This window comes from Marinobacterium ramblicola, from assembly GCF_019084545.1.
In the GTDB taxonomy this organism is placed as follows: domain Bacteria; phylum Pseudomonadota; class Gammaproteobacteria; order Pseudomonadales; family Balneatricaceae; genus Marinobacterium_D; species Marinobacterium_D ramblicola.
Genome location: NZ_JAHREP010000025.1, coordinates 13,128 through 35,736 on the forward strand (window position 1 = coordinate 13,128; position 22,609 = coordinate 35,736).

At 59.8% G+C, this 22,609-nt stretch carries 23 protein-coding genes; 13 read left to right on the top strand and 10 right to left on the bottom strand.

Annotated features, from left to right (window positions below):
- Positions 1–20 precede the first annotated feature (20 nt).
- Positions 21–425 carry a PilZ domain-containing protein gene (locus KQ940_RS17500; RefSeq protein ID WP_281419283.1) on the top strand — a complete coding sequence of 135 codons (405 nt, stop codon included), beginning with the start codon at positions 21–23 and terminating at the stop codon, positions 423–425.
- Here the strand turns inward: KQ940_RS17500 and KQ940_RS17505 are convergent.
- Both KQ940_RS17505 and KQ940_RS17510 read right to left on the bottom strand, forming a co-directional pair.
- Positions 419–2,197, bottom strand: a complete 1,779-nt coding sequence (locus KQ940_RS17505; RefSeq protein WP_217415100.1) for an ABC transporter ATP-binding protein — start codon at positions 2,195–2,197, stop codon at positions 419–421. The genes KQ940_RS17500 and KQ940_RS17505 overlap by 7 nt on opposite strands.
- Positions 2,184–3,932 carry an ABC transporter ATP-binding protein gene (locus tag KQ940_RS17510; RefSeq protein WP_217415101.1) on the bottom strand — a complete coding sequence of 583 codons (1,749 nt, stop codon included), beginning with the start codon at positions 3,930–3,932 and terminating at the stop codon, positions 2,184–2,186. Before KQ940_RS17510 ends, KQ940_RS17505 begins: the two co-directional genes overlap by 14 nt.
- A 220-nt stretch (positions 3,933–4,152) precedes the next feature.
- On the opposite strand from KQ940_RS17510, the gene KQ940_RS17515 reads away from it, so the two are divergent.
- The 3 genes from KQ940_RS17515 to KQ940_RS17525 all read left to right on the top strand — a co-directional run bounded on the left by KQ940_RS17515 (position 4,153) and on the right by KQ940_RS17525 (position 5,956).
- The gene (locus KQ940_RS17515) at positions 4,153–4,617 is read left to right on the top strand and encodes an aminoacyl-tRNA deacylase (RefSeq protein WP_217415102.1); all 465 of its coding nucleotides are present in this window, start codon (positions 4,153–4,155) and stop codon (positions 4,615–4,617) included.
- A 150-nt stretch (positions 4,618–4,767) separates the two neighbouring features.
- The gene (locus KQ940_RS17520) at positions 4,768–5,292 is read left to right on the top strand and encodes a disulfide bond formation protein B (RefSeq protein ID WP_217415103.1); all 525 of its coding nucleotides are present in this window, start codon (positions 4,768–4,770) and stop codon (positions 5,290–5,292) included.
- 82 nt (positions 5,293–5,374) lie between these two features.
- Positions 5,375–5,956: a GNAT family N-acetyltransferase gene (locus KQ940_RS17525; RefSeq protein ID WP_217415105.1), complete on the top strand. Its 582-nt coding sequence runs from the start codon at positions 5,375–5,377 to the stop codon at positions 5,954–5,956.
- Between the two features lie 21 nt (positions 5,957–5,977).
- On the opposite strand, the gene KQ940_RS17530 is transcribed toward KQ940_RS17525, so the two are convergent.
- Positions 5,978–7,309, bottom strand: coding sequence for a sigma-54-dependent Fis family transcriptional regulator (locus KQ940_RS17530; RefSeq protein ID WP_217415106.1), 1,332 nt, complete (start codon positions 7,307–7,309; stop codon positions 5,978–5,980).
- 259 nt (positions 7,310–7,568) lie between these two features.
- Here KQ940_RS17530 and KQ940_RS17535 point away from each other — a divergent pair, with 259 nt between their 5' ends.
- Complete coding sequence (locus KQ940_RS17535) at positions 7,569–8,966, top strand: MFS transporter (RefSeq protein ID WP_217415107.1); 1,398 nt, start codon at positions 7,569–7,571, stop codon at positions 8,964–8,966.
- Here the strand turns inward: KQ940_RS17535 and KQ940_RS17540 are convergent, their stop codons facing one another.
- The 4 genes from KQ940_RS17540 to KQ940_RS17555 form a co-directional block, all read right to left on the bottom strand.
- On the bottom strand, positions 8,967–9,770 hold the full coding sequence (locus KQ940_RS17540; RefSeq protein ID WP_217415108.1) for an ABC transporter permease: 804 nt from the start codon (positions 9,768–9,770) through the stop codon (positions 8,967–8,969).
- Positions 9,767–10,510: an ABC transporter ATP-binding protein gene (locus tag KQ940_RS17545; protein WP_217415109.1), complete on the bottom strand. Its 744-nt coding sequence runs from the start codon at positions 10,508–10,510 to the stop codon at positions 9,767–9,769. Before KQ940_RS17545 ends, KQ940_RS17540 begins: the two co-directional genes overlap by 4 nt.
- Positions 10,511–10,602: 92 nt before the next feature.
- Positions 10,603–11,574 carry a YVTN family beta-propeller repeat protein gene (locus KQ940_RS17550; RefSeq protein WP_217415110.1) on the bottom strand — a complete coding sequence of 324 codons (972 nt, stop codon included), beginning with the start codon at positions 11,572–11,574 and terminating at the stop codon, positions 10,603–10,605.
- Between the two features lie 26 nt (positions 11,575–11,600).
- Positions 11,601–12,776: an ABC transporter substrate-binding protein gene (locus tag KQ940_RS17555; protein ID WP_217415112.1), complete on the bottom strand. Its 1,176-nt coding sequence runs from the start codon at positions 12,774–12,776 to the stop codon at positions 11,601–11,603.
- A gap of 170 nt (positions 12,777–12,946) precedes the next feature.
- Between KQ940_RS17555 and KQ940_RS17560 the strand changes: the two genes are divergently transcribed.
- The 7 genes from KQ940_RS17560 (at position 12,947) to KQ940_RS17590 (ending at position 19,293) form a co-directional block, all read left to right on the top strand.
- Entirely contained in the window at positions 12,947–13,375 is a 429-nt protein-coding gene (locus KQ940_RS17560; protein ID WP_217415113.1) for a cupredoxin domain-containing protein, read from the top strand.
- Positions 13,376–13,538: 163 nt separating this feature from the next.
- Entirely contained in the window at positions 13,539–13,985 is a 447-nt protein-coding gene (pedF, locus tag KQ940_RS17565; protein ID WP_425515645.1) for a cytochrome c-550 PedF, read from the top strand.
- On the top strand, positions 13,969–14,883 hold the full coding sequence (locus KQ940_RS17570) for a substrate-binding periplasmic protein (RefSeq protein ID WP_217415114.1): 915 nt from the start codon (positions 13,969–13,971) through the stop codon (positions 14,881–14,883). Before pedF ends, KQ940_RS17570 begins: the two co-directional genes overlap by 17 nt.
- A 169-nt stretch (positions 14,884–15,052) precedes the next feature.
- Entirely contained in the window at positions 15,053–16,024 is a 972-nt protein-coding gene (locus KQ940_RS17575) for an ABC transporter substrate-binding protein (protein ID WP_217415115.1), read from the top strand.
- Positions 16,021–16,785, top strand: coding sequence for an ABC transporter permease (locus KQ940_RS17580; RefSeq protein ID WP_217415116.1), 765 nt, complete (start codon positions 16,021–16,023; stop codon positions 16,783–16,785). The genes KQ940_RS17575 and KQ940_RS17580 overlap by 4 nt, the downstream gene beginning before the upstream one ends.
- Positions 16,778–17,404: an ATP-binding cassette domain-containing protein gene (locus KQ940_RS17585; RefSeq protein WP_217415117.1), complete on the top strand. Its 627-nt coding sequence runs from the start codon at positions 16,778–16,780 to the stop codon at positions 17,402–17,404. The genes KQ940_RS17580 and KQ940_RS17585 overlap by 8 nt, the downstream gene beginning before the upstream one ends.
- 110 nt (positions 17,405–17,514) lie before the next feature.
- Positions 17,515–19,293 (top strand): PQQ-dependent methanol/ethanol family dehydrogenase, encoded by a 1,779-nt coding sequence (locus KQ940_RS17590; RefSeq protein ID WP_217415118.1) that lies wholly within the window; start codon positions 17,515–17,517, stop codon positions 19,291–19,293.
- A gap of 52 nt (positions 19,294–19,345) precedes the next feature.
- On the opposite strand, the gene KQ940_RS17595 is transcribed toward KQ940_RS17590, so the two are convergent.
- From KQ940_RS17595 to KQ940_RS17605, 3 genes are all read right to left on the bottom strand, one after another.
- Entirely contained in the window at positions 19,346–20,332 is a 987-nt protein-coding gene (locus KQ940_RS17595) for a hypothetical protein (protein WP_217415119.1), read from the bottom strand.
- Between the two features lie 34 nt (positions 20,333–20,366).
- Complete coding sequence (locus KQ940_RS22995; protein WP_343222677.1) at positions 20,367–21,053, bottom strand: lytic transglycosylase domain-containing protein; 687 nt, start codon at positions 21,051–21,053, stop codon at positions 20,367–20,369.
- A 105-nt stretch (positions 21,054–21,158) separates the two neighbouring features.
- Entirely contained in the window at positions 21,159–21,476 is a 318-nt protein-coding gene (locus tag KQ940_RS17605; RefSeq protein ID WP_217415122.1) for a DUF3301 domain-containing protein, read from the bottom strand.
- Positions 21,477–21,823: 347 nt separating this feature from the next.
- Here KQ940_RS17605 and KQ940_RS17610 point away from each other — a divergent pair, with 347 nt between their 5' ends.
- The gene (locus tag KQ940_RS17610) at positions 21,824–22,546 is read left to right on the top strand and encodes a dinitrogenase iron-molybdenum cofactor biosynthesis protein (RefSeq protein WP_217415123.1); all 723 of its coding nucleotides are present in this window, start codon (positions 21,824–21,826) and stop codon (positions 22,544–22,546) included.
- The last annotated feature ends 63 nt before the right edge of the window (positions 22,547–22,609 follow it).

Below are 22,609 nucleotides of genomic sequence, written 5' to 3' on the forward strand. Positions count from 1 at the left end.
GCGACAACCTATCTGCGATAATGGCGGGATCTGAAAAAGATTCTGGCTTCGTATCTGGCAAAGAAGGTGCTCCATTGGTACATGACGAAAGACGCCTGTATCCCCGTGTGGTGACAAATCTGGGGGCGCAGGTTCAGTTTGGCGAGGATATTTTCCCGGTCGAGATGGTGAACCTGAGCCTCGGCGGTTTTCTGATCGAGGGCTGCGGTCGACTGGTGGACCTGCCCAAGTCTCCGGTAACCGGTGCTATAGAGTTCGGGCTCAGTTTCGAGATCGAGAACCAGAAACTGACCAGTCAATGCCGGGTGGTGTACAAGCGCCGTCTTTCGGTCGACAAGGCGGCACTGGGACTGAAGATCATCGATATGGACGAATCCACGCAGCGCGTGATCGATACCTACGTAAGGAACAATCTGAGCTATTGATGTTCGGCCAGCTCCACCTGTTGCGCCTGATACTGCAGTCGATAGAGCCCGTGATAGATACCCTGCTCCGACTGCATCAATTCCGCATGGTTGCCCCGTTCGACTATCTCTCCCTGGCGCATCACCAGGATCTGATCGGCGCGCCGTATGGTCGACAGGCGGTGGGCGACCACGATCAGCGTGGTGTGGCCGTGCAACCTGTTCAGCGCCCGCTGCACGATCTGCTCCGTTTCACTGTCGACATTGGCCGTTGCCTCATCCAGCAGCAGGATACGCGGTGTCGCGGCCAGGGCACGTGCGATCACCAGTTGCTGGCGCTGCCCGGTGGACAGACGAGTGCCACGCTCACCCAGCAGTGTCTCCAGTCCCTGAGGGAGCTGGGCGACGAACTCCCAAAGCCCAGCCTCGCGTAACGCAGTTTCGAGCTGGGCGTGCGGCAGACTGCGGCCCATGTCGATATTCTCCCTGAGCGACGCCGACTTGATGAACGGTTCCTGTGGGATCAGCGCGATCCCGTCACGCAGTGCCTGCTGGCTGTACTGCTCGATCGGTCTGTCATCGATTGACAGGGTTCCCGAGCTGACCGGATAGAAGTTCAGCAGCAGGTTGAGCAGGGTACTCTTGCCGCTGCCGGTGTGGCCGACGATGCCGATGAAGCTTCCGGCGGCGATCGACAGATTGAGATGCCTGAGCACCGGCTTGCCCTCGCGGTAGCTGAAACCGACATCATCAAACCGGATGCCACCCTGGGGTATACAGGGCTCGGTGCCGTCGGCAGAGGGCACCGGTTGCTGCAGCAGCGCCTGCACTCGAGCCCCGGCCACCATCGCCTGTTGGTAGAGGTTAAAGCGCTGGGTGATCTCGGCCAGCGGTTCGGTGAAGCGGCCCAGATAGTTCAGGTACGCGTAGAGTACACCGATCTCGATTGCGCCCTCGACCTGGACCTGGCCGAACCCCCAGATAACGGCGATCAGTACGCTGATGCTCAGCAGGTCGATTGCCGGGCGCAGCAGCAGGGCGCTCACCCTGATGGTACGCATTCGGCTTGCATAGTAGCGCTCGTTCAGCTGTTCGAAATGTTCGCTGAACCGACCTTGCTGACTGCCGGCCTGTATCACCGGCATGCCGGCAATCGATTCGCTGATCAGGTTATTGATCTCGGATCGGTCCTGCCGTGCCGCGGCAACGGCGCTCCCGCTCAACCGTTGATACAGATAGATCAGACCGATTACACCGGGGATCAGCATGAGCGATATCGCCATCAACCTGAGATCGAGCAGTGCCATGGCGATGATGATGCCGAGCAGCAGTACGGCGTTGGTCAACACCGTGGACAGGAACTGCACATAGAGATCCTTGATCGCCTCGGTATCGTTGGTGATCCGGCTGACCAGCTGTCCCGTCGCGGCGCGATCGAACCAGGCGACAGGCAGCTTGAGCACATGGCTGAACACGCGCTGGCGGATCTCCTTTACCGCGGCCAGGGCGATGTCGGTAAACCTCAGCGTTTGCTGATAGCGCAGCCAGGCAGATCCGATCTGAGTCAGCAGGTAGGCCGCCAGTATCATTGCCAGCGGCATGGGGGCGAAACGCGACTGCATCAGATAGTCGTCGATAAACAGTTTGGCCAGCAGTGGGCCCGCAACATCGGCGCCGGTTGCCAGTATCAGCAGCAGGGAGGCGCGTATCAACAGGGCTCTGTCTCGGCCGATATAACTGAACAGCAGGGCGAAGGCGCTGGAGTCGTTGGTCGAGTGCTTAGTGTGTTGCATCGTCGAGGTCCGCCTCCAACTGCTGATAGGTCCACATCCGTGCGTACCAACCATCTCTGGAGACCAGCGCATTGTGCGGGCCGGACTCGATCAACTCGCCGTGGGCCAGGACCAATATATTGTCGCACTGGCGTAGCGTGGAGAGGCGGTGGCTGATGATGATGCTGGTACGGTCGCGCATCTCCTGCTGCAGCCGCTGCAGAATCTGCTGCTCGGTGCGGGAGTCGACAGCCGAGAGAGCGTCGTCGAGGATCAGTATCGGCGCATCGGTCAGGATCGCACGTGCGATCGCCAGGCGCTGGCGCTGCCCGCCGGACAGCGCGATACCCCGTTCGCCCACCGGGGTGTCGTAACCCTCGGGAAAGTGCTCTATCTCCTCTGCAATCGCGGCGATCCCGGCAGCCCTACGGATCTCATTCATTGCCGCGTCGGGTCGGTACAGGGCGATATTCTCGCCGACGCTGAGGCTGAACAGGAAAGGGTCCTGCGGCACATAGGCAAAGCAGTTACGCAGCTGCTTGAGCCGGTAGGCGGTGAGCGGCTGCCCGGCGAGCAGGATCATGCGCGGATCATCCAGTTCCCAGTAGCGCATCAGCAGCTGAATCAGCGTGGATTTCCCCGCGCCGGTGGGCCCGGCTATACCTAACCGTTGTCCCGAAGCGAGCGCAAAGTCGATCCCTCTGAGCGTATCGGTCTGCTCCTCAAGATGATGAAAACAGAGATTGCGCACCTGGATCTGCACCTGCTGCGGCGCCAGGGTGCCGTCGTCGGACACGCTATCGGGGGTATCGAGCAGGCTCTCGACCCGGATAAGTGCAGCGCTACCGCGCTCGACGATATTGAGCAGCCAGCCGAAGGCGAACATCGGCCAGATCAGCTGTACCAGGTAGAGGGTGAAGCCGGTCAGTTCACCGACGCTGAGCTGCGCGTCGACGATAAGCCAGGCGCCGTAACTCAGCGTCAACAACATGGCACCGCCGAGGCTGAGGAACACCACCGGTTCATACATCGCTTCGCTGCGCGCAACCTGGTAGTTGATCCCGGCGGCGCGGTCGGACAACTGGTTAAATTCGCCGGTTTGCACCGCCTCCAGCCCCATCGAGCGAATCAGCCGGATGCCGGTCATCGATTCCTGGGTCATATCGTTAAGCTCGGAAAAAGCTTCCAGTGCGTCGTGAAACTGATGGTGTATGCGGGTGGAGATCCGGTAGAAGCAGTAGCCCATCAGTGGAAAGGGGATCAACGCCACCAGTGCCAGCCGCCAGTCGATAACGGCGAACATCATCAGCAGAACGAGGATGAAGGTCAGAGCACCGTCGAAGCCCGACAGTATCCCTTCGCCGGCGGCGATCTCGATGGCATCGATATCATTGGTGGCGCGCGCCATCAGATCGCCCGTGTTGTGACGGGCATAGAACGCCTGTCCCTGGGCGCACAGGCGGGCATATAACGCCTTGCGCAGCTGATGCCCCAGTCGATAGGAGGTGCCGAACAGCATGCGCCGCCAGCCTATACGCATCAGATAGATAACCAGTGCACTTGCCGCCAGTATCCATAGGAGGGCGTAGGTGCGCTCCGGTTGATCGGGGGTGGCGACCACGCGGTCGACGGCCCGGGCCACCAGCCAGGGGATAATCATATTCAGTGCTGCCACGAGGGTCAGCATCCCCAGTGCAGCAGCGTACGTCGCACGATGGGCGCGAAAAAACCATCCAAGGCGAAGAAAAAGTCTCATCCGGGTGAGCGTCCTGCGAAATAAAGATCAGTCATACTGCTTATGCGAGCTAGGGATTCACCATCTATCCTTAGAGTGGTGTCGCCGGTGTGTTTGCGGCTCAGGAAGCGCACGCAGATCCACTGGCGATACTAAGGATGTCACGCCATGGCAGAGCGTGCAAAGTCCAGAGCTGGAATAAAAGGAGTGGATCGATTAACGCGGGATGGAGGACAAAAAAATGTCTATTTCATCAACTGTGCAGAACTATCTTGAGCGGCAGCATATTCCGTATCACCTCAGGCATCACCCCTATACGGAGACGGCGATGACCTCGGCCTTTGCAGCCAGAGTGCCCGCTCAGCGGGTGGCCAAGGGCGTGGTGCTGAAGGATGAGGAGGGCTTTGTTATGGCGCTGGTACCGTCCGATCGACAGGTGAATGTCGAGGCGGTCAACCATGCCATGAATCGGCTGCTTGAGCCGGCTACGCAGCGGGATGTGCGTATCCTGTTTCGCGATTGCGAAGCCGGGGCCGTACCCTCACTCGGCATGGCCTACAACATGAAAATGATCTGGGATGATCGGCTCGCTGACGAGCAGGTCTGCTACATGGAAAGTGGGGATCACTCGGAACTGCTCGAGATCGACAAGCCTACCTTCATGCGCCTGATGGAGCATGAGTCACACGGCAGGATAGCCAATTGATCGGCTAAGCTTCCGGCAGGCCGCCGCTGCCGGAGGGGGCATCACTATTTTTCCCTGATTTGATATTTGGGGTTGCAGATTATTCATATCGCGCAATAATCGGATGCGTTAACGATGAACTGCACCCCATTGAATCAGTTGGGAAAAAATATGCTGAATGCACTTGCCGCCATCGCTCGCAGTCGTGTTTATTGGTTTCTCGTATTGATCGCGTGTTTGTTGCTGGAGGGCACCGCCCTCTACTATCAGTATTTCCTCGACTACGGGCCTTGCGTGCTGTGCGTGCATATTCGCGCCTGGATAGCGGGGCTTGGTGCCGTTGCGCTGCTGATGATGTTCCTGGGCGGCCCTCTTGCGATACTGGGACACCTCGCGTCTTTGGGGCTGTCGTTCGGCTTGTTACGCAGTAGCTGGATAACACTCGGTGTCGAGCGAGGCACCGTGGTCGACAGCTGCACCATGGATCCACAATACCCCGATTGGTTGCCGCTGGACCGATGGTTGCCCAGCGTATTCGAACCCTGGGAGCCCTGCGGCTATACCCCGGTACTTCCTTTTGACGTCACCATGGCCGAGGCGCTTGTGGTTATAGCGCTGGTCTGGGTGACGGTCTCTTTTATCTTGCTGCTGGCAAGTTTCAAGAACCCCAAACGGCGCCGAGATCTGTTCCTCTGACGCTTCGATCTATACTTTTCACACTGAGTAAGGCTTTTCTCGACACAAGGGTGCGTGGCCGAACTTCGAAACAGGAGGTGATATGGAGGTAGAACAGGCCCTTAAGAGCGATGCGGATGATCTCGCTTATCTGATCGATATCGCAGGCGAGGGGATGCCTCAATACCTTTGGAGCCAGTTGGCTGAGCCTGGCCAGACCGCTCTGGAGGTCGGTGCGTTGCGGGCTGCCCGGGAGGAGGGTGGTTTCAGCTATCGTAACGCGCTTGTTTGTCGTGATCAGGGCAGTGTGCTTGGTATGGTCGTCGCGTATCGATTGCCCGACCCCTATGTGGTGGGGGCGGCAAGTGAATACCCCGAGATTGTTCTGCCGCTGATCGAACTGGAAGCGCTGGCCCCGGGCAGTTGGTATTTCAACGCCATTGCTACTTACGAGGCGGCCAGGGGGCAGGGTATTGCACGGATGTTGATGCTGGAATCCAAGGAGAGGGGGCGGTTGCAGGGGTGTACCGAAGCCTCACTGATTGTGGCATCCGCCAACAAGAGGGCGCGTCATCTGTACCAGCAGCTGGGTTATCAGGATATCGCATCGCGTCCCATCATCGAATATCCCGGCTGCCCCTATGGTGGTGACTGGGTGTTGATGACGAAAAGGCTGGATGGTTGACCCTGCCGGTAGGGCTGCTGCTCAATGCGTCGATGCCAGTATGACGAGGGTGCCGATGGTTTCTCCTCCTCTCTGGATCGGGTAGTGGATATTGCAGCTCAGCCAGTGCGGTAGCAAATCGGCAGGCAGGGGCGGAACGTCCATATCCAGCGCGTTGATGCGGGTCTGAGGCGTCAACTGAAATTGAGGGTCGAATTCGTGTACGCGCTGGAACGCCATGCGGTTTGCCTTGACCAGGCGGCCGTGCCGATCGAATGCAAGTAGACCCTCGCTGCGCCACTGATTGAACATCGAACGGGTAGCGTCGATAACCGCCTGACGGGTCTGGAAGTAGTCCTTGACCAGATTCGCTTCGATCATGCGGGCGACCGTGATGGCGAACTCCAGGGCGTCATGCTGATAGGTGTCGGTCAGTCCCGATAGATCAACCGCACCGATTATGCTGCCGTCGTGTGGATCACGGATGACATCCGCTGAGCAGGTCCAGTGTTTGATGCCGTAGCAGAAGTGTTCCGCACCGTAGAGCTGAACCGGCTCCCGGGCCTCAAGAGCGGTGCCGATTGAGTTGGTGCCCACCGTGCCTTCACCCCACAAGCCACCCTCGACAAGGCCCACCTTGGCAGCGCTGTTGAGTACTTCTGCATCCGCCTCCGTATGCAGAATCAATCCGTCCCGGTCGGCCAGCAGAATCAGGCTATCGCTGTCGTACAACAGTTCTCCGGCGCGTTTAAGGACCGGTTGCGCGGCATTCAGCAACACTCGATTTTCAACTTGTCTGCGTTCGAACTGATCCCGATCGCTCAATGGTGCATGATTGATCAGAGGGTCGACGTTTGCCTCCTGGCAGCGGCGCCAGGAGTCTTCCACTACAGGTCTCATCAGGTTCGGCGGGTAGCTTTGAGAGACGACAAACTGCTCCCATACATCGAGCAGCAGGTTGTGTTGCTCGGGGTGACTGAGTAGATCGGCCCGATGGAGCATCTGCTGCGTGGCGCGCGCGGCTTGTTCCCGCGTGTAGAACTGGCCATGCAGCACGAAGCCGGTGATGACGCCGGGCTTCACTTCCGTTACCCGTCCATTTTTTTGGCGGGCGGCGACAAGCGCTTCGGGCAGTCCGTCCAGCAGGTGCATCGGTGCCTCTTTGCCATTGGCGAAGCGGGAAAGGTGGATATCGCCGGTTTCAAAATCGTAGAACGCCGGGCGAAAGCCCAGTGCCCGGTTTTCTTCGCTGACGCCTCCGCTGCCGCTGAAGAGTCTGTTTTGCTCTCGCAGTTCCGATAACGTCAATCGTGGCGCCTTTATCCCGCTATCAACCGGCATAGAGCCTGTGTGGTTGGGGGCTTTGGCATTCATTTCGCTCTCCCGGCGTCGGCCTCGGTAAGTATCAAGTCATCGATCATCGTAATCTGAGTATAGTCTGCGTTAACAGACGTTCATTCGAGATGCCGCACGAATGAATATTTCTCTTTCCCGCAGTTCCGTTGTGCTATCTGTTTCAGGTTGGAGTGGCTAAAGCCAGAGCGGTAGCGCTTTTTATAATTCAGTAATGGTTATTACACTACTGGGCCGTAAGCGATAGAATACTGACCTCGTTCAGTGGAGCCCTCATCTCATGACCAACCAATATGCTGATGCGGCGTCATCGCCGGAGTCCCTGCGCTGGCTTACTCTGCTGAGCATCTGTGTGGCGACATTCTTGATGCCGATGAGCCTGTCGGCGGTGAATGTGGCGCTGCCGGCGATCGCGTCGGATCTGCAAGCGGACGCGGTTCTGGTCAGTTGGGTGCCGACGATGAATCTGCTCGGCGCCATTGCATTGCAACTGCCTTCAGGGCGGATCGCCGATATTCTGGGCCACAAAAGGATCTTCATCACCGGTGTGCTGCTCTATGCGATCAGTTCACTGCTGGTACTGCTGATCGAGGATATACGGCCCCTATTGGCGGTCAGGCTGGTTCAGGGGATCTCCGGTGCGATGATTTTCGGGCCTGCCATGGCGATCGTCAGTAAAACCTTTGCGTCCAGCGGCAGGGGGGCGGCACTGGGCATCACTTCGAGCTCCGTTTACCTTGGTTTGACCTGCGGCCCATTGGTCGGCGGTTGGCTGACAGAGCTATGGGGCTGGCGTTCGGTTTTCATCGCGCCCTTACCACTGACGGTGGTCACGCTGGTGATGGTGGGGCTCTTCGTGCGGGAGTCGGAGCGCAACGCCCATGAACGGCTGGATTGGTTCGGCAGTATCATCTTTGCGCTGGCTGCGAGCTCGCTGTTTATCGGCATCTCCGAACTGCCCAGCGTGACGGGCTTGGCGCTGGCGGCGCTCGGCGTGGTCATGTTGATTGTGTTTATCTATCAGCAGGAACGCTCGCCCTGGCCGCTGATCCGTTTGCGCCGCATGGTGGCGAATCGGGTGTTTTTCCGTTCGATCCAGTCCAGCTTTTTGATGTACAGCGCCAACTACCCGTTGCAGTTCATGCTCAGCCTGTATTTGCAGTACATCCAGGCCCTGTCTCCGGCAGAGGCGGGGCAACTGATGCTGTTGCAGGCGCTGGTGATGGTGGTGGTCGCGCCGTTGTCGGGGCGTATATCCGATCGTTCCGATCCACGCATTCCGGCCACCATCGGCTGCGTACTGTTTGGCGCGGGCTTTCTCAGCCTGTCGCTGCTGAGTGCCGACAGTTCGCTGCTGTGGGTCGGCTCCTCGTTGGTGATGATGGGGCTTGGATTTGGGCTGTTTTCATCGCCGAACAACAATGCGGCGCTGTCGTCGGTTCCTTCCGAGCGTTTGGGTATCGCCTCGTCGATACTCAATATCTCACGTAGCCTGGGTAATATGCTGGGGATGACGGTGGTCGTGTTCCTGTTCAATCTGCTGATCGGTAACGCACAGATCGCACCGGAGCAGTATCCTGCGTTGATGCAAGCGTTGCAGTACGCGTTTGTCATCTGTGCCGGCTATGCGTTTATCGCCGCTTTTACCTCCTGGAGCAGGGGCAAGATGGTGCGCTGATCAGCCGCGTGCCGGCATCGTGCGCGCGCTGCGTTCGGGATTGAAACTCAGGATCGCCAGCAGGGCGAACAGCGTGGTACAGCCCAGAGTGATCGCCAATGCTTCCAGATTGAGCTGCTGATACAGCGCAAACCGGACCAGCTCCACGGCGTGGGTAAAGGGGTTGTACTGACAGATCCAGTACAGCCATTCGCTGGATTCGCGCATCTTCCACAGCGGGTAGAGCGCGGAGGAGAGGAAGAACATCGGGAAGATGACGAAGTTCATCACCCCGGCGAAGTTCTCCAACTGACGGATGCGCGCGGACAGAAACAGGCCGATGGCACCGAGCAGCAGGGCGACCAACACCAGAGCGGGCAGCACCGTGATCAACCCCAGCAGCGGCGGCTCGACACCGGCGATCCAGGCGATGGCGAGAAAGGCGTAGACCTGCAGCAAGGAGATCAGCGCGATCGCCATCAGCTTGCTGATCAGCAGCCAGCTGCGCGGCATCGGGCTCATCAGCAGCACCTTCATGCTGCCCATCTCACGGTCGTAGACCATCGACAGCGAACTCTGCATGCCGTTGAAAAGCAGGATCATGCAGCACAGGCCCGGTGCGATATAGGTCTCATAGGTGATATAGGTCTCGTAGGGCGGGATGATCGCCACACCGAGGGCGGCACGAAAGCCGGCGGCGAACACCACCAGCCAGAGTAGCGGACGCACCAGGGCGCTGAGAAAGCGGCTGCGCTGCTGGATAAAGCGCCAGAACTCGCGTTTGACGACGCCGGTGAAGGCGTGCAGGTAGTGGATCGGGCTCATGCGCTTGCCTCCCCGGTGGCGGTCAGACGTTCGAACAGAGCCCCCAGAGATGGATCTTGTTCCGCCTCGCACAGCGCATGGCCGCTGCCCTGCGCCAATACCTGCCCCCGGTGCAGGATGATCACCGGATCCTCCGGCTGCACCTCCTCCAGTAGATGAGTCGCCCATAGCACCGTCAGGCCACGCTCGTGGCACAGTGTTCTGACCGCGTTGTTGATGGCGCGGCGCGAGGCGACATCCAGCCCGGCGCTGGCCTCGTCCAACAGCAGGATCGAGGGGGCGTGGAGCAGGGCGCGGGCGATCTCGACCCGGCGCCGGTGACCGCCGTTCAGCGAGCGCACCCGGTCGCGCAGACGGTCGGCCAGGCCCAGCCACTCCAGCTCCCGCGCGGAGCGTTCACGAATGGTGCGGGTAGAGAGCCCGTGCAGGGCACCGTGGTACTCCAGGTTTTGCAGTACGGTCAGGTCCAGGTCCAGCGTGCTCTGCTGAAACACTACGCCGAGCTGTGCCAGCCACCGCCGAGGGTGGCGGTCGATCGATACGCCGTTGAACAGGATGTGCCCCTGCTGCACCCGGTAGAGGCGGGTGAGCAGGGCAAAGAGCGTGGACTTACCCGCCCCGTTTGGACCCAGCAGGGCGTTGAACCGGCCCGGCTGAAGCCTGAGGCTGACGTCATTGAGCGCCACCCGTGTACCGTAGCGGTGAGTAACGGATTGTATTTCCAGGCTGCTTGCTGCCACATCCGCTCCTTAGTTGCCGGGGAGGGGGGCGAACCCTCGATGCGTTTCAGGCCTAATGATCTTCAGGCTCAATGCTTTTCAGATTAGCCGCTTCAGGGCGTGGTGACGACGCCCCAGGGGTAGCGGCCGACCTTGATCGAACGGATCACTTTCAGATCGTCGACATCGATCACCGAGACATCGCCACTGATGCCGTTGGTGGTGAGCAGGTGCTTTCTGTCGGGGGTGAACTCCATATGCCAGACGCGACGGCCCACCAGCAGGTAATCGAGCACTTCGTAGGTTTTCGCGTCGACCACGGCCACATGGTTGGCCGGGCCCAATGCGACAAAGGCGTACTTGCCGTCGTCGGTCAACTTGATCCCCACCGGCTGGATCTTGTCGGGGTGGATACCCTTGATCTCGAAGTTCAGCTTCTTGATGATCTGCCGGGATTCCACATCGACCACGGAGACGGTGCCACCGATCTCGGCGGAGGCCCAGAGCAGCTTGCCGTCCTTGCGGAACTCGACATGGCGCGGGCGCTGGTCGACCAGGGTGTTGTCCACCAGTTCGTGGGTCTGGGTGTCGATCCAGTGCAGCATATTGGTGGTTTCGCTGGTGTTGACCGCCCAGCGCCCGTCGGGGCTGACCGCCATCCCCTCCGGTTCCACGCCCACCTCGATCTGGGCCACCACCTCGTGGGTCTGGGTGTCGACCACGGTGACCAGGGCATCGTCCTCGTTGGAGATGTAGAGCTTGCGGTTGTCCGGGTGCAGCGAGAACTGCTCCGGATCGGCGCCGGAGGGCAGGTTGGCAACGATCTTGCGCGTGGCCAGGTCCATCACCTGTACGGTGTCGGAGTCGCTGGCACAGATGTACAGCTTGCTGCCATCCTTCGACAGTGCGATACCGCGGGGTCGCTCGCCGACATCGATGGTGTCGGTAACCGTCCAGGAGTCCAGATCCAGCACCGACAGGGTGTCATCCTTCTCGTTGGAGATATAGGCAGTGGCGGCCTGGGCGTTGCCGGCGGCAACCAGGGCGGAGACGAGGAGGGTGGGGATCAGTTTGGGGTATTTCATGGTGTTGTCCTTCTGTTGCTTGGCGTCTATTGCTCGACGACGCGGCAGCGGCTTTCGGGCGCGTCGAAGCCAAGGGTGTCGAGATCGGTGACGGGGTGGAGGAACCCTTCCTGGGGCGAGCTGGAGACCAGCGCGCGCGGATGAACCAGGGCGACAGGCTGGCGCAGTTGGCCGCTCCAGTGCCTGAAGTTCAGCTTGCGCCCCTTGAATGCCGCCAGTTCGAACCGGTCCGACAGCACAAAGGCGCGCAGGGTGGCAACATCGGTACTGCCGGTGCGGGTAACCGCCTCGGCGAAGGTGCGCACGGCAGCCCAGCTTGCGTAATCCTTCTCGTTCATCCAGCGCCCGCTCTGCTTCTCGAACCGGCTGTGCAGTTGGGCCGCGCCCCAGGCTTCGATCATCTTGTGCCAGCCCACCGGCATCAGCCCCTGGGTGCCGACCACCGGGCGCGGCAGGCCGGTGTTGTAGGGCAGGTATTCGCCGAAATCGCCGCGCTCGTCGGCAACCACGAGCACATCGTACTCGGTGCCGGAGGTGAACGGGGGCAACTCCTTTTGTGCGGTGCGGCGCAGGTCGGTATCGAAGCTCCACGCCTTCTCGGCCACGACCTTGCCGCCGAACCGTTTGGCCGCGCGCTTGATCGATTCGGCAAACGCCAGGTCGTCATCGGTAGAGCCGCTGATCAGCATCCAGCGGTTCCAGCGCCGCATGATCAGCCACTGCGCCAGGGCATCGGCCAGCATGGCGCGTGAAGGAAGGGTGTGCAGCATGCCGGGCAGGCACTGCTCGCTGCGCAGGCTGTCGTCGCGGCTGCCGCTGTTGATCAGCAGCGCATCCGGCGGCAGGGCCTGGCTTAACGCGGCCAGGGTATCGGCGGCGGTGTTCAGTACGAACAGCCTGGCCCCATCGTCATAGAGCGCCTGGCTTTCGGCGACCAGCGTGGCGGTATCCTCGCCCTCTATCTCATCCAGCCGGTACTGGTGTTTAAGAAAACGCCCCGTGCTGTTGCTGTCGGCGATGGCAAGGCGGGCACCCTGCAGGCCGGCATCCTCCGGTTCGGGTATCAGGTTTGACAGGACGGGGCCGCGGTCGATGATCTGGCCGACATAGGCAACCCGGATATCGAGCGGCTCGTTGGCATCGGCGAGGGCGGAGGGCAGCAGGGTTGCGAGCACAAGCCCGATGGTTGTCTGTTTCAGCATAGTTGTCGGTTGTTTTTGTTATCGGTTGATTCAGCTTAGTCAGGGCGGTGGTCGCAGAAAATATGCGGAAGGTCGCAATCAAATAGTACTCAAGTAGCATTTTGCGTCCGCGCCAGGTCACTAGCATGGAAAGGGATCCCGATAACAAAAAATCTGATGGAGATAACCCAATGTCCCTGAAAAACAAGGCGGCGATGTCGCTGCTTATCGCCGCCATCGCAGGTCCCGTGCTTGCCGAGGGAGATCTCACCACCCGCCCGCAGGCGCTGCCTGACCTGGTGCTGGGCAACGAGCAGAGCGACTACGCCATGTCGCAGAAAACCTATGAGATGGAGACCGGCAAGGCGTACAGCCTGAAGATCATCTCCAGCGGACTGAAGGAGTACGCGATCCAGGCGCCGGAGTTCTTCACCTCGATCTACCTGCGCAAGGTGGAAGCCGGGGATATGGAGATCAAGGCGATGACGCTGACCGAGCTCGAGTTCGAGGAGGAATCCGAAGCCGAGATCTACTTCGTACCGATCAAGCCCGGTACTTTTGAGTTTTATGCGGAAGGGCTTGAAAACAAAGGTATGGTCGGCGAATTCAAGGTGAAGTAAGGCCGTGGAACAGTCGTTATCGACTACTACCAACGGACCATATTTTGCCTGCCAAGGTGTAATCCAACGCAGCAGGACGCTGAGTCATTATGAAGTCAGTTCTGTGCTTTCGTGTGCAATGCCCGAAGCACAACCGGCTTATAACAAAAACGGGTGATCTATTATGGCAAAGCAATTCACAATTCCCGCACTGGCGCTCTCTGCTCTGATGGCAACCGGTATCAGTACTCAGGCGCTGGCCCACGGTGATGTGACTCCGCAGGGCGTCAACACCGAAGGCCTGACTCCGCTGGGCGAGGAGTGGGCCGATACCAACCCCTACCGCAACCCTAGCGATGATTTTGAGCGCGCTGTCGAGGTCGGCTCTTCCGCGTACAACCAGAACTGCGCACGTTGCCACGGTCTGGAGGGTATCTCCGGCGGTATCGCGCCCGACCTGCGTCTGTTGACGCCGGACTTCGACGGTGACGAGTGGTACAAGTACCGCGTCATCAACGGCGCGGTGCGCGACGGCAAGGTCTATATGCCGAAGATGGCGGATTACCTGAGCCAGGAAGCGCTCTGGGCGATCAAGACCTATCTGGACGTGCGGCATGATGAGATGGAGTGATCTCCCGGCCCTGCTTGCGTTCTGCCTGCTTCTGGTCGGCGGGCAGGCGCAGGCGCGTCTGTATGACGACGTGGTCGCCTCCGGGTATGTTCGGGTCGGCGTCTACCGCGACTTCCCGCCATACTCCTACCTGAAGGATGGCAAGCCTGCCGGCGTCGATGTCGAGCTCGGTCAGGCGATCGCCGACGAGTTGGGCGTCGATCTGCAGCTGCACTGGATCACCCCCGACGAGACCCTTGAGGACGATCTGCGCAACAGCGTGTGGAAGGGCCACTATCTGGATAAGGACGAAGAGAATCCGCTGGCGCTCAGGAATGTCGCCGACGTGATGCTGCGCGTGCCTTACGATCGTGATTACGCCTACAAGCGTGACTCGCTGGGGCTGCTGATCAACGAGCGAGTGGTGATGATGTCGCCCTACCATCAGGAGCGCTGGCAACTCGCGTTCGACAGCGAGAAGCTGGAGTCGGTGCGCACCCTGGCCAAGTTTCAGTACCACCCGATCGGCGTCGAGATCGACAGCCTGCCCGCGTTCTATCTGACCTCGGCGCTGCAGGGGCGGATGCGCGACAACACCCATCACTACAACAACCCTCGCCTGGCCTTCGATGCGATGAAGCAGGGCAAGGTGAGCGCGGTGATGGCGATGCGCAGCGAGATCGACTGGCTGCTGAACGAAGAGGGCGGCGAGCGCTACCGTCGCGCCGAGAACGGTTTTCCCGACATGGGCAAGCAGGCCTGGGATATCGGCATCGCCGTGGGCGAGGGCGATCGCGATGTGGGCTATGCGGTGGAAACCGTGTTCGACCGCATGATCCGTGATGGCTCGATGGCGGCGCTTTTCGCGCGCTACGGTCTGACCTATGAGAAGCCCAGTCTCTACCTCGCTACTCACTAATCCAGAATCCGCTTCAACATCTCGGCAGCCCGGAGTTTCTCCGGGCTGCGTCCGTAGGGTTACGACCAAAAGCGTCCCGAAAGGGGGCGAAAGTAGTATGTGGCCCCGCCTTGGGGCCGACTAGGTTGATAGTCAGACCCTGAATTCAACCGATATAAGAAGAAACACCATGTACGCCACTCTGCTTAGAATCCTGTTTTTGATCGCGCTCTATGTTCCGGCGCTGGTGCAGGCCCAGACCCAGACCCAGGAGCAGCCGCTGCCGCAGGTTCGGGTCGGCATGCTGCAGTTCGGCACCGCTCACTGGGAGCTGGCACATATCCAGCAGGCGGGTATCGACCGGGCCGAAGGCTACGAGTTGGTGCTGACACCGCTGGCCAACTCGGCGGCGGGGCTGCTGGCGCTGACCAGCGGCAGTGTCGACTGGATCATCGCCGACTGGGTCTGGGCGGCAAAGCGCACCCGGGATGGCGATCCGCTGCGCTTTCTTCCGTTCTCCAGCCAGATAGGGCAGGTCATGGTGCCTGCAGATAGCAATATCGACTCGATTGCGGCGCTGGTCGGAAAGCGTATAGGTGTTGCCGGTGGTCCCCAGGGCAAGAGCTGGCAACTGCTCGATGCGGCAGCCAAACAGCAGGGGGTGGATCTGCAGCGCGACGCTCAAGTCAGCTTCGGCGCGCCGCCGCTGTTGAATCGTGAGCTGGAGGCGGGGCGTCTCGATGCGCTGCTGACCTTCTGGCACTTCGCGGCAAGGCTTGAAGCCGGTGGCGGGTTCAAGCTGGCGTTCAGCGCACAGAGCATCGCCGAAACGCTAGGCCTCGATCCGCGCCTGCCGACGTTGGGCTACCTGGCACATGAAGAATGGGTTGTTGAAAATCAACAGCTTGCAAAGGCTTTTAAACGCTCTGTCTACGCTGCAAAGCAGGATCTCCGTGGCGACGAGCCCTGGTCGGCATTGCGGCCGCTGATGCGGGCCGACTCCGACGAGGTGTTCGAGGCGCTCAAGCGCGGTTACCGTGATGGCGAGCCGCCTTCCGAACTGGCTCCGGGGCTGATCGATTCCGCCCGCCGCGCCTGGCCTCTTCTCGGCGAGGAGGGGGAGCTGCCGGTCACGATCTTCGGCGGTGTGGAGATCAGATGATTAGCCGGCTGCGCGATTACCTGCTGGTGATCGCCATTTTGGGGGTGGCGTGGCAGTTGATCGCCGCCTGGCTCAACGATCCGCTGCTGCCGGCACCCGGCCAGGTGCTTGCGGTGCTCGGATCCGAACTTGAACGGGGCGCGCTGCTGCACCATCTGCTGGTCACCCTACGTCGGGTGGCGATCGCGTTTCTGTTCGCTATGCTCCTTGGCACTCTGCTCGGCTGGTATATGGGACGATACCGGCAGGCCAACCGCTGGGGCGATCCACTGCTGGTGCTGTTTCTCAACCTGCCGGCACTGGTGTTGATTATCCTGCTTTACGTCTGGATGGGGCTGGTGGAGTCGGCAGCGGTGCTGGCGGTGATACTCAATAAGGTGCCCAATGTAGCGGTTACGATCCGTGAAGGCGCACGCAGCCTCGATCCTCAACTGGAGCAGATGGCGCAGGCATACCGCTTCAACTTGCGTCGGCGGGTGCTGGATCTTTGGCTGCCGCAGCTGTTTCCCTACCTGATGGGCGCGATGCGCAGCGGGCTGGCACTGATCTGGAAGATCGTGCTGGTGGTGGAACTGCTGGGCCGCTCGGACGGCATCGGCTTTCAGCTTCACCAGGCGTTCCAGATCTTCGATGTTGCGGCGATCCTCGCCTACAGCTTCAGCTTCATTCTGGTGGTGCAACTGATCGAATGGCTGCTGTTGCAGCCGCTTGAGCGGAGCGCGCGACGTTGGCAGACCGAGGAGGAGCCCCGTCATGCTTGAACTGAAGCTTGAATCGAAGGCCTACGACCGTCGCGTGCTGGGGCCGCTCGAATTTCGTATCGAGCCCGGTCAACGACTGGCATTGGTGGGCCCGTCCGGCTGCGGCAAGACCACGCTGCTCAATATCATCGCCGGCCTGGACAGCGACTACACCGGCACCCGAAGGGTGCAGCGCGAGGATCTGCTGATCGCGTACATGTTTCAGGAGCCGCGTCTGCTGCCCTGGCGCACCGTGGCGCAGAATCTGGTGCTGGCCGGTACCGGTGAAGCGTCGGTCGATGCCGCATTGGCGGAGGTCGGTCTGCACGATGTCGCCCATCTCTATCCTCGACAGCTGTCCCTCGGTATGGCGCGCCGCGTAGCGCTCGCCAGGGCGCTGGCGATCAAGCCCGATCTCCTGTTGCTGGACGAGCCGCTGGTCTCGCTGGATCCGCCAACGGCAGGCCAGTTGCGACAGCTGCTGAAAGCGTTACTGGCAGAGCGCCCCTGGCTGAGCATGGTGTTGGTGTCTCATGACCCGGTCGATGCGCAGGAACTGGCCGACTCCTGGTTGTCGTTGGAACCGAAAAACGAGCGGGTATTACTACCAAGTGAGGAGAAAACTGCTTCCGCCGGTTAATTGTTGAAAAACGGGGTGGCTACAAGAATTAGCCTCAGTATCGGGATTATCTCCCGATTACCAGGGGTATTCCCGAAACCAATAAGAATGATTCCGCAAAGGAGACGACAATGAAACGACTCGGGCTCAGTACAGGCTTTGCAGTTACTGCCCTCGTTGCAGCGATGTCCACGGCCAACGTTGCACAGGCCGGTGTAACCGATGAAGATATCTTGAACGACCACATGACGACCGACGATGTCGTCTCCAACGGCCTTGGTGTACAGGGGCAGCGTTTCAGCCCACTGGCCAAGCTCAACACCAAGAACGTACAGGAGCTGCGTCCGGTCTGGTCCTTCTCCTTCGGTGGTGAGAAGCAGCGTGGCCAGGAGTCTCAGCCGCTGGTGAAGGATGGCGTCATGTACGTCACCGGCTCCTACTCCCGTGTGTTCGCGATCGACGTGAAGACCGGCGAGGAGATCTGGGAATACAACGCCCGTCTGCCTGATGGCATCATGCCCTGCTGCGACGTGATCAACCGTGGTGTCGCGCTGTACGACGACCTGGTGATCTTCGGTACCCTCGATGCCAAGCTGGTTGCCCTGAACAAGGACACCGGCAAGACCGTCTGGAAAAAGACCGTCTCCGACTATCAGGAAGGTTACTCTCTGACCGCCGCGCCCTTAATCGTCAAGGGCAAGGTGATCACCGGCGTATCCGGCGGCGAGTTCGGTGTGGTCGGCAAGGTGGAAGCCTACGATGCCAAAACCGGCGATCTGGTCTGGACCCGTCCGACCGTAGAGGGTCACATGGGCTACGTCTACAAGGATGGCAAGAAGGTCGAGAACGGCATCTCCGGTGGCAAGCCGGGCCAGACCTGGCCGGGTGACCTGTGGAAGACCGGCGGCGCCGCCACCTGGCTGGGCGGCTACTACGATCCGGATACCGACAGCATCTTCATCGGTACCGGTAACCCGGCACCGTGGAACTCTCACATGCGTCCGGGCGACAACCTGTTCTCCTCTTCACGCCTGGCGATCGACCCGGATGACGGCAAGATCAAGTGGCACTTCCAGACCACCCCGCACGACGGCTGGGACTTCGACGGTGTCAACGAGCTGATCTCCTTCGACTACAAGGAGGGCGGCAAGACCGTCAAGGCCGCGGCGACCGCCGACCGTAACGGTTTCTTCTACGTCCTGAACCGTGAAAACGGCGACTTCATCCGCGGTTTCCCGTTCGTCGACAAGGTGAGCTGGGCCAAGGGGCTGGATAAGAACGGTCGCCCGATCTACATCGAAGAGAACCGTCCGGGTAACCCGGCAGCGGCCGAGAAGGGCAGCACCGTGGTCGCTCAGCCGTCGTTCCTCGGCGGCAAGAACTGGATGCCGATGGCGTACAGCCAGGATACCGGATACTTCTACGTGCCCTCCAACGAGTGGGCGATGGATATCTGGAACGAGCCGGTCAACTACAAGAAGGGCGCGGCCTACCTGGGTGCGGGCTTCACCATTCACCCGACCAACGACGAGTACATCGGCGTACTGCGCGCGATCGATCCGAAGTCCGGTAAAGAGGTATGGCGCTACGAGAACTACGCTCCGCTTTGGGGTGGCGTTCTGGCAACCGCCGGTAACCTGGTCTTCACCGGTAACCCGGAAGGCTACCTGATGGCGTTCGACGCCAAGTCCGGCGAGATGGTGTACAAGTTCAACACCGGTTCCGGTATCGTCGGCTCGCCGATCACTTGGGAGATGGATGGCGAACAGTACGTCTCCGTCGTCTCCGGCTGGGGTGGTGCGGTACCGCTTTGGGGTGGTGAGGTCGCCAAGCGCGTCAAGCACCTGAACCAGGGTGGCTCCGTGTGGACGTTCAAGCTTCCGGCCAGCGCAGAGATGGCCAGCAAGTAAAGCTGTGTAATGCAAAAAAGGGCCTTCGGGCCCTTTTTTGTTGGCCTATTGGCTATTGCCTGTGGGTAAGTTGTCGTCGAGCAGCGAGGGCTGAGGGTTCAGCGCTCAGGTTCAGCTCTGCCAGATAGATCGCGGTACCCAGCTGCTGTTCATGGCTGGAGTAGTAGACGACACGTAACCGATCACCGTCCAACACCAGCCCCGGATAGCTGCAGTCGCCCCCAGAGGGCAATACAACCGTTTCATCGATCTCCGACTGTTTGCTCAGTCGACTGACCTCCGTCCACTGCGGTAGCCACTGCGCTGGATGTTTGTAGCGACGGTAGGCGGCGATAAAGCCTGTCTGCTTTTCATCCTGGATCAGGCAGGGCCCACCGATACGGAAACCTATATCCTGCCATTGCCACTGCTCATAGGGCGGCGCGGCATGCCCCAGCAGGGCATTGCTGTTCCCGGCATCGGCGTTGTCCCGCCTGAGCAGGCACCAGGCGCTGCCATCCCGATCGAAGCAGAGGTCGTGTTCATTGACATATTGCTCGTCAAACTCGGTCAAGCGGTGCTGCTGCCATTTGCCGTCAGGGGTGACGCGATACCAGTACAGGCCGCCGACGCCTCCTGTCCCGTATGCAAAGCCGTAGGCGACATTCTGATACCAGTTGAGCCGCCAGAGCCAGTGGTTGGGCTCGGATATATCGATCGGATCACTCCACCGTTCGCCGTCTTGGCTGAACCAGGCCTTGGTCTGATGGGACACAGGGCCGGTGGCTTTAGCCGCTGCACTCAGCAGCATCAAGCGGTTATCGGGTGTGATACTGAGTTTTGCGTCGCGCAGGTCGGCGCCCTCAAGGGCTATTCGTGCCATGTCTCGCCACGCCTGCTGCCCATCTATCAGGCACAACACCCTGATGATACCGGCATCCGAAATATGCTGCTCGCCTTCACGAAAGACGACATAGAGCCGTCCGTTAAAGCGGACCATATCGGTAAAGGCGTTATGCGCGGCTCTGTTCCAGAGTCGCTGTGTGTTCAGTAACTGCATGCGTTGCTCTTCCAGACCTTGGATACGGGACGAATCAGGGTTGGAGCGCTGCGTATCGGTTAAGCAATATGCCGACCCGCTCCACATAGGCCTGGGTTTCCGAATAGGGTGGAATTCCAGCATATTTTGCCACGGCACCTGGACCGGCATTGTAGGCGGCGGTGGCGAGCTTCACATCGCCCTTGTAGCGTTCCAGCAGTGCGGACAGGTAGCGTACGCCGCCGTAGATATTCTGCCTCGGATCCAAGGCGTTTTGGACCTCCAGATCCTCTGCGGTTGCCGGCATCAACTGCATAAGCCCCATTGCCCCCTTGCTTGAACGTGCCTGAGGGTTGAACGCGGACTCGGCATGGATAACGGCTCGGACCAGGGCTGGGTTGACGCCATACTGCTTGGCAGCAGAGGCGATATCGCTTTTGTAGGCGTCGTTATTCAGCGGAGTTTTATACCAGTCGACGGTGGAGCCGACCCTGCAGGCGTAGCAATCGAACCTGAGCACCTCGACATCGCGGATATGCAGCGGTCGCTGGTCGGTAAAGCTGAGGGTGCCATCGGGGCGGCGGAATTTGTATACGGTTTCCACCGAACCGCTGCCGGAGAGTCGCCTGTCTGAATGGGCCGGGGCAACATTGGTAAACTCCACGCGCCCGTCCGGGTGGACAATGCGACGTATCTCACCGGCGCTGACAAGCGCGGGCCCCCCAGCCAGCAGGGTCAACACTATCGCTGTCAGTGTTAGGTATCCGGTTTTCGGTTGCATAGCGGCGAGGATACTACGGCTGTTGCAGGATGGAGAACCGCTTCGGTCAATTATTTGCGTAACGTGCTACCCAATGCGGTGAGGTGGCAGATCGATACCGGTCGCGCGATAGCCGAGAGTCACCACCTGTCCAGAATAGCGCTCGTCACCTGTCGAGGTGAACTCGAAGGTGTAGCGCCGCCAGATATGCAGTTGACCATCCTCATCCCGCTTTATCCAGATTGCGCGCAGCGCGACACTTTCATCGAGCAGCTGCAGATCCATTTCGTTACAGCTCTTGCGCGCATGCTTCAGCGCGATCTCCCGTACTTTCTGTCCGCGCCACCAGAGCAGGCAGATCGCGCCTGTCAGTGCCAGCCAGAACAGATCTTTCAGCTCGAACATTGAGGGTCCTTATCAGAGGTTCGGCCGGATCATAACGGATATGATCGGGTGTTTTTAGTGCTGTCGGCTATTCGGCTCAAATTTGTTGCAGGTGCCACAATCCTGGCGGTAATGCTCATAGCTGATGGAGGCCCCGATGACATTAAATAGAGTTTATAACTTGTTGAAAAATAGCTGGATGTAATCTGCGTTTCTTTCTTTTCGTGGCCTTGGCAGACGTTTTGCTGCGCTAGCAGTTGCAGACCCCAATAACCTAACCCATGACGATATGTCACGACTGAAGCTGGCTGTACGCCTGACCCGTTATCAACTTCTGCGCGCTGTTGCGCCTGATTTGGAGCATCTCGATGGAAACACTGGATCGTGAATTGGCGTTGCGTATTGCCTTGGCTGCCCGGGTATTGCCGGGCGTCGAAATCGGCGAACTCCTAGAAATTCTGCATGATCGTGTAGGCGCCCCCCTGGATGACGAAAAGCTGAAAACGGTAACGGTCACCAACCTGAAAACTGGTATCGGCAGCCTGGATGGAGAGGAGGACGGAGAGGACATAGGCATAGGTCTTGAAAACATCAAGCTCGCCGTTCGCTACCTCTGGGGCGAGGAGTCGGATGAGGGGCTGCCGGCGATCGAGTCTTACCGGGATGGCGAGATGCCGGGCTCGGTGCGTGTGGCGGTGGCTTCAAATGTGGCCGGTCTACTCAACGGTCACTTCGGCTCCTGCCTGCGGTTCCTGGTCTACCAGCTCTCGGCTACGGAGATGCGTCTCGTCGATATCCGCTCCGCCATGGATGCCGACAGCGCACCGGACAAAAACCAGTTCCGTGTCGACCTGATTCGTGATTGTCAGGTGCTGTTCGTGCAGACCATGGGTGGACCCGCTGCCGCCAAGGTGATTCGCGCCGATATCTACCCGATCAAGGTGCCCGAGGTGATCGAGGCGAGCGAAAAACTGAAGGAGTTTCAGCGTGTGTTTGCAGCACCTCCGCCCTGGTTTGCCAAGATCCTTGGCTTGTCCGCCGAGGAGCGCAAGCGGTTCCGTTCAGAAACTCAAGAGCTGGAGGATGCTTAGCGCTAGTTTTGCACCTTAACCGTTTCGGTTGCGGTTTCGTTTGCGGGCTACACTTGAGTCATG

Bases quoted from the DNA above. Each gene is read 5' to 3' on its own strand.
- KQ940_RS17560 (WP_217415113.1), top strand. From the start codon at position 12,947: ATGTCCCTGAAAAACAAGGCGGCGATGTCGCTGCTTATCGCCGCCATC.
- KQ940_RS17595 (WP_217415119.1), bottom strand. From the start codon at position 20,332: ATGCAGTTACTGAACACACAGCGACTCTGGAACAGAGCCGCGCATAAC.
- KQ940_RS17555 (WP_217415112.1), bottom strand. From the start codon at position 12,776: ATGCTGAAACAGACAACCATCGGGCTTGTGCTCGCAACCCTGCTGCCC.
- KQ940_RS17510 (WP_217415101.1), bottom strand. From the start codon at position 3,932: ATGAGACTTTTTCTTCGCCTTGGATGGTTTTTTCGCGCCCATCGTGCG.
- KQ940_RS17570 (WP_217415114.1), top strand. From the start codon at position 13,969: ATGATGAGATGGAGTGATCTCCCGGCCCTGCTTGCGTTCTGCCTGCTT.
- KQ940_RS17530 (WP_217415106.1), bottom strand. From the start codon at position 7,309: ATGAATGCCAAAGCCCCCAACCACACAGGCTCTATGCCGGTTGATAGC.
- KQ940_RS17580 (WP_217415116.1), top strand. From the start codon at position 16,021: ATGATTAGCCGGCTGCGCGATTACCTGCTGGTGATCGCCATTTTGGGG.
- KQ940_RS17610 (WP_217415123.1), top strand. From the start codon at position 21,824: ATGGAAACACTGGATCGTGAATTGGCGTTGCGTATTGCCTTGGCTGCC.
- KQ940_RS17520 (WP_217415103.1), top strand. From the start codon at position 4,768: ATGCTGAATGCACTTGCCGCCATCGCTCGCAGTCGTGTTTATTGGTTT.
- KQ940_RS17505 (WP_217415100.1), bottom strand. From the start codon at position 2,197: ATGCAACACACTAAGCACTCGACCAACGACTCCAGCGCCTTCGCCCTG.
- KQ940_RS17525 (WP_217415105.1), top strand. From the start codon at position 5,375: ATGGAGGTAGAACAGGCCCTTAAGAGCGATGCGGATGATCTCGCTTAT.
- KQ940_RS17515 (WP_217415102.1), top strand. From the start codon at position 4,153: ATGTCTATTTCATCAACTGTGCAGAACTATCTTGAGCGGCAGCATATT.
- KQ940_RS17540 (WP_217415108.1), bottom strand. From the start codon at position 9,770: ATGAGCCCGATCCACTACCTGCACGCCTTCACCGGCGTCGTCAAACGC.
- KQ940_RS17605 (WP_217415122.1), bottom strand. From the start codon at position 21,476: ATGTTCGAGCTGAAAGATCTGTTCTGGCTGGCACTGACAGGCGCGATC.
- KQ940_RS17590 (WP_217415118.1), top strand. From the start codon at position 17,515: ATGAAACGACTCGGGCTCAGTACAGGCTTTGCAGTTACTGCCCTCGTT.
- KQ940_RS17575 (WP_217415115.1), top strand. From the start codon at position 15,053: ATGTACGCCACTCTGCTTAGAATCCTGTTTTTGATCGCGCTCTATGTT.
- KQ940_RS17500 (WP_281419283.1), top strand. From the start codon at position 21: ATGGCGGGATCTGAAAAAGATTCTGGCTTCGTATCTGGCAAAGAAGGT.
- KQ940_RS17535 (WP_217415107.1), top strand. From the start codon at position 7,569: ATGACCAACCAATATGCTGATGCGGCGTCATCGCCGGAGTCCCTGCGC.
- pedF (WP_425515645.1), top strand. From the start codon at position 13,539: ATGGCAAAGCAATTCACAATTCCCGCACTGGCGCTCTCTGCTCTGATG.
- KQ940_RS17550 (WP_217415110.1), bottom strand. From the start codon at position 11,574: ATGAAATACCCCAAACTGATCCCCACCCTCCTCGTCTCCGCCCTGGTT.
- KQ940_RS17585 (WP_217415117.1), top strand. From the start codon at position 16,778: ATGCTTGAACTGAAGCTTGAATCGAAGGCCTACGACCGTCGCGTGCTG.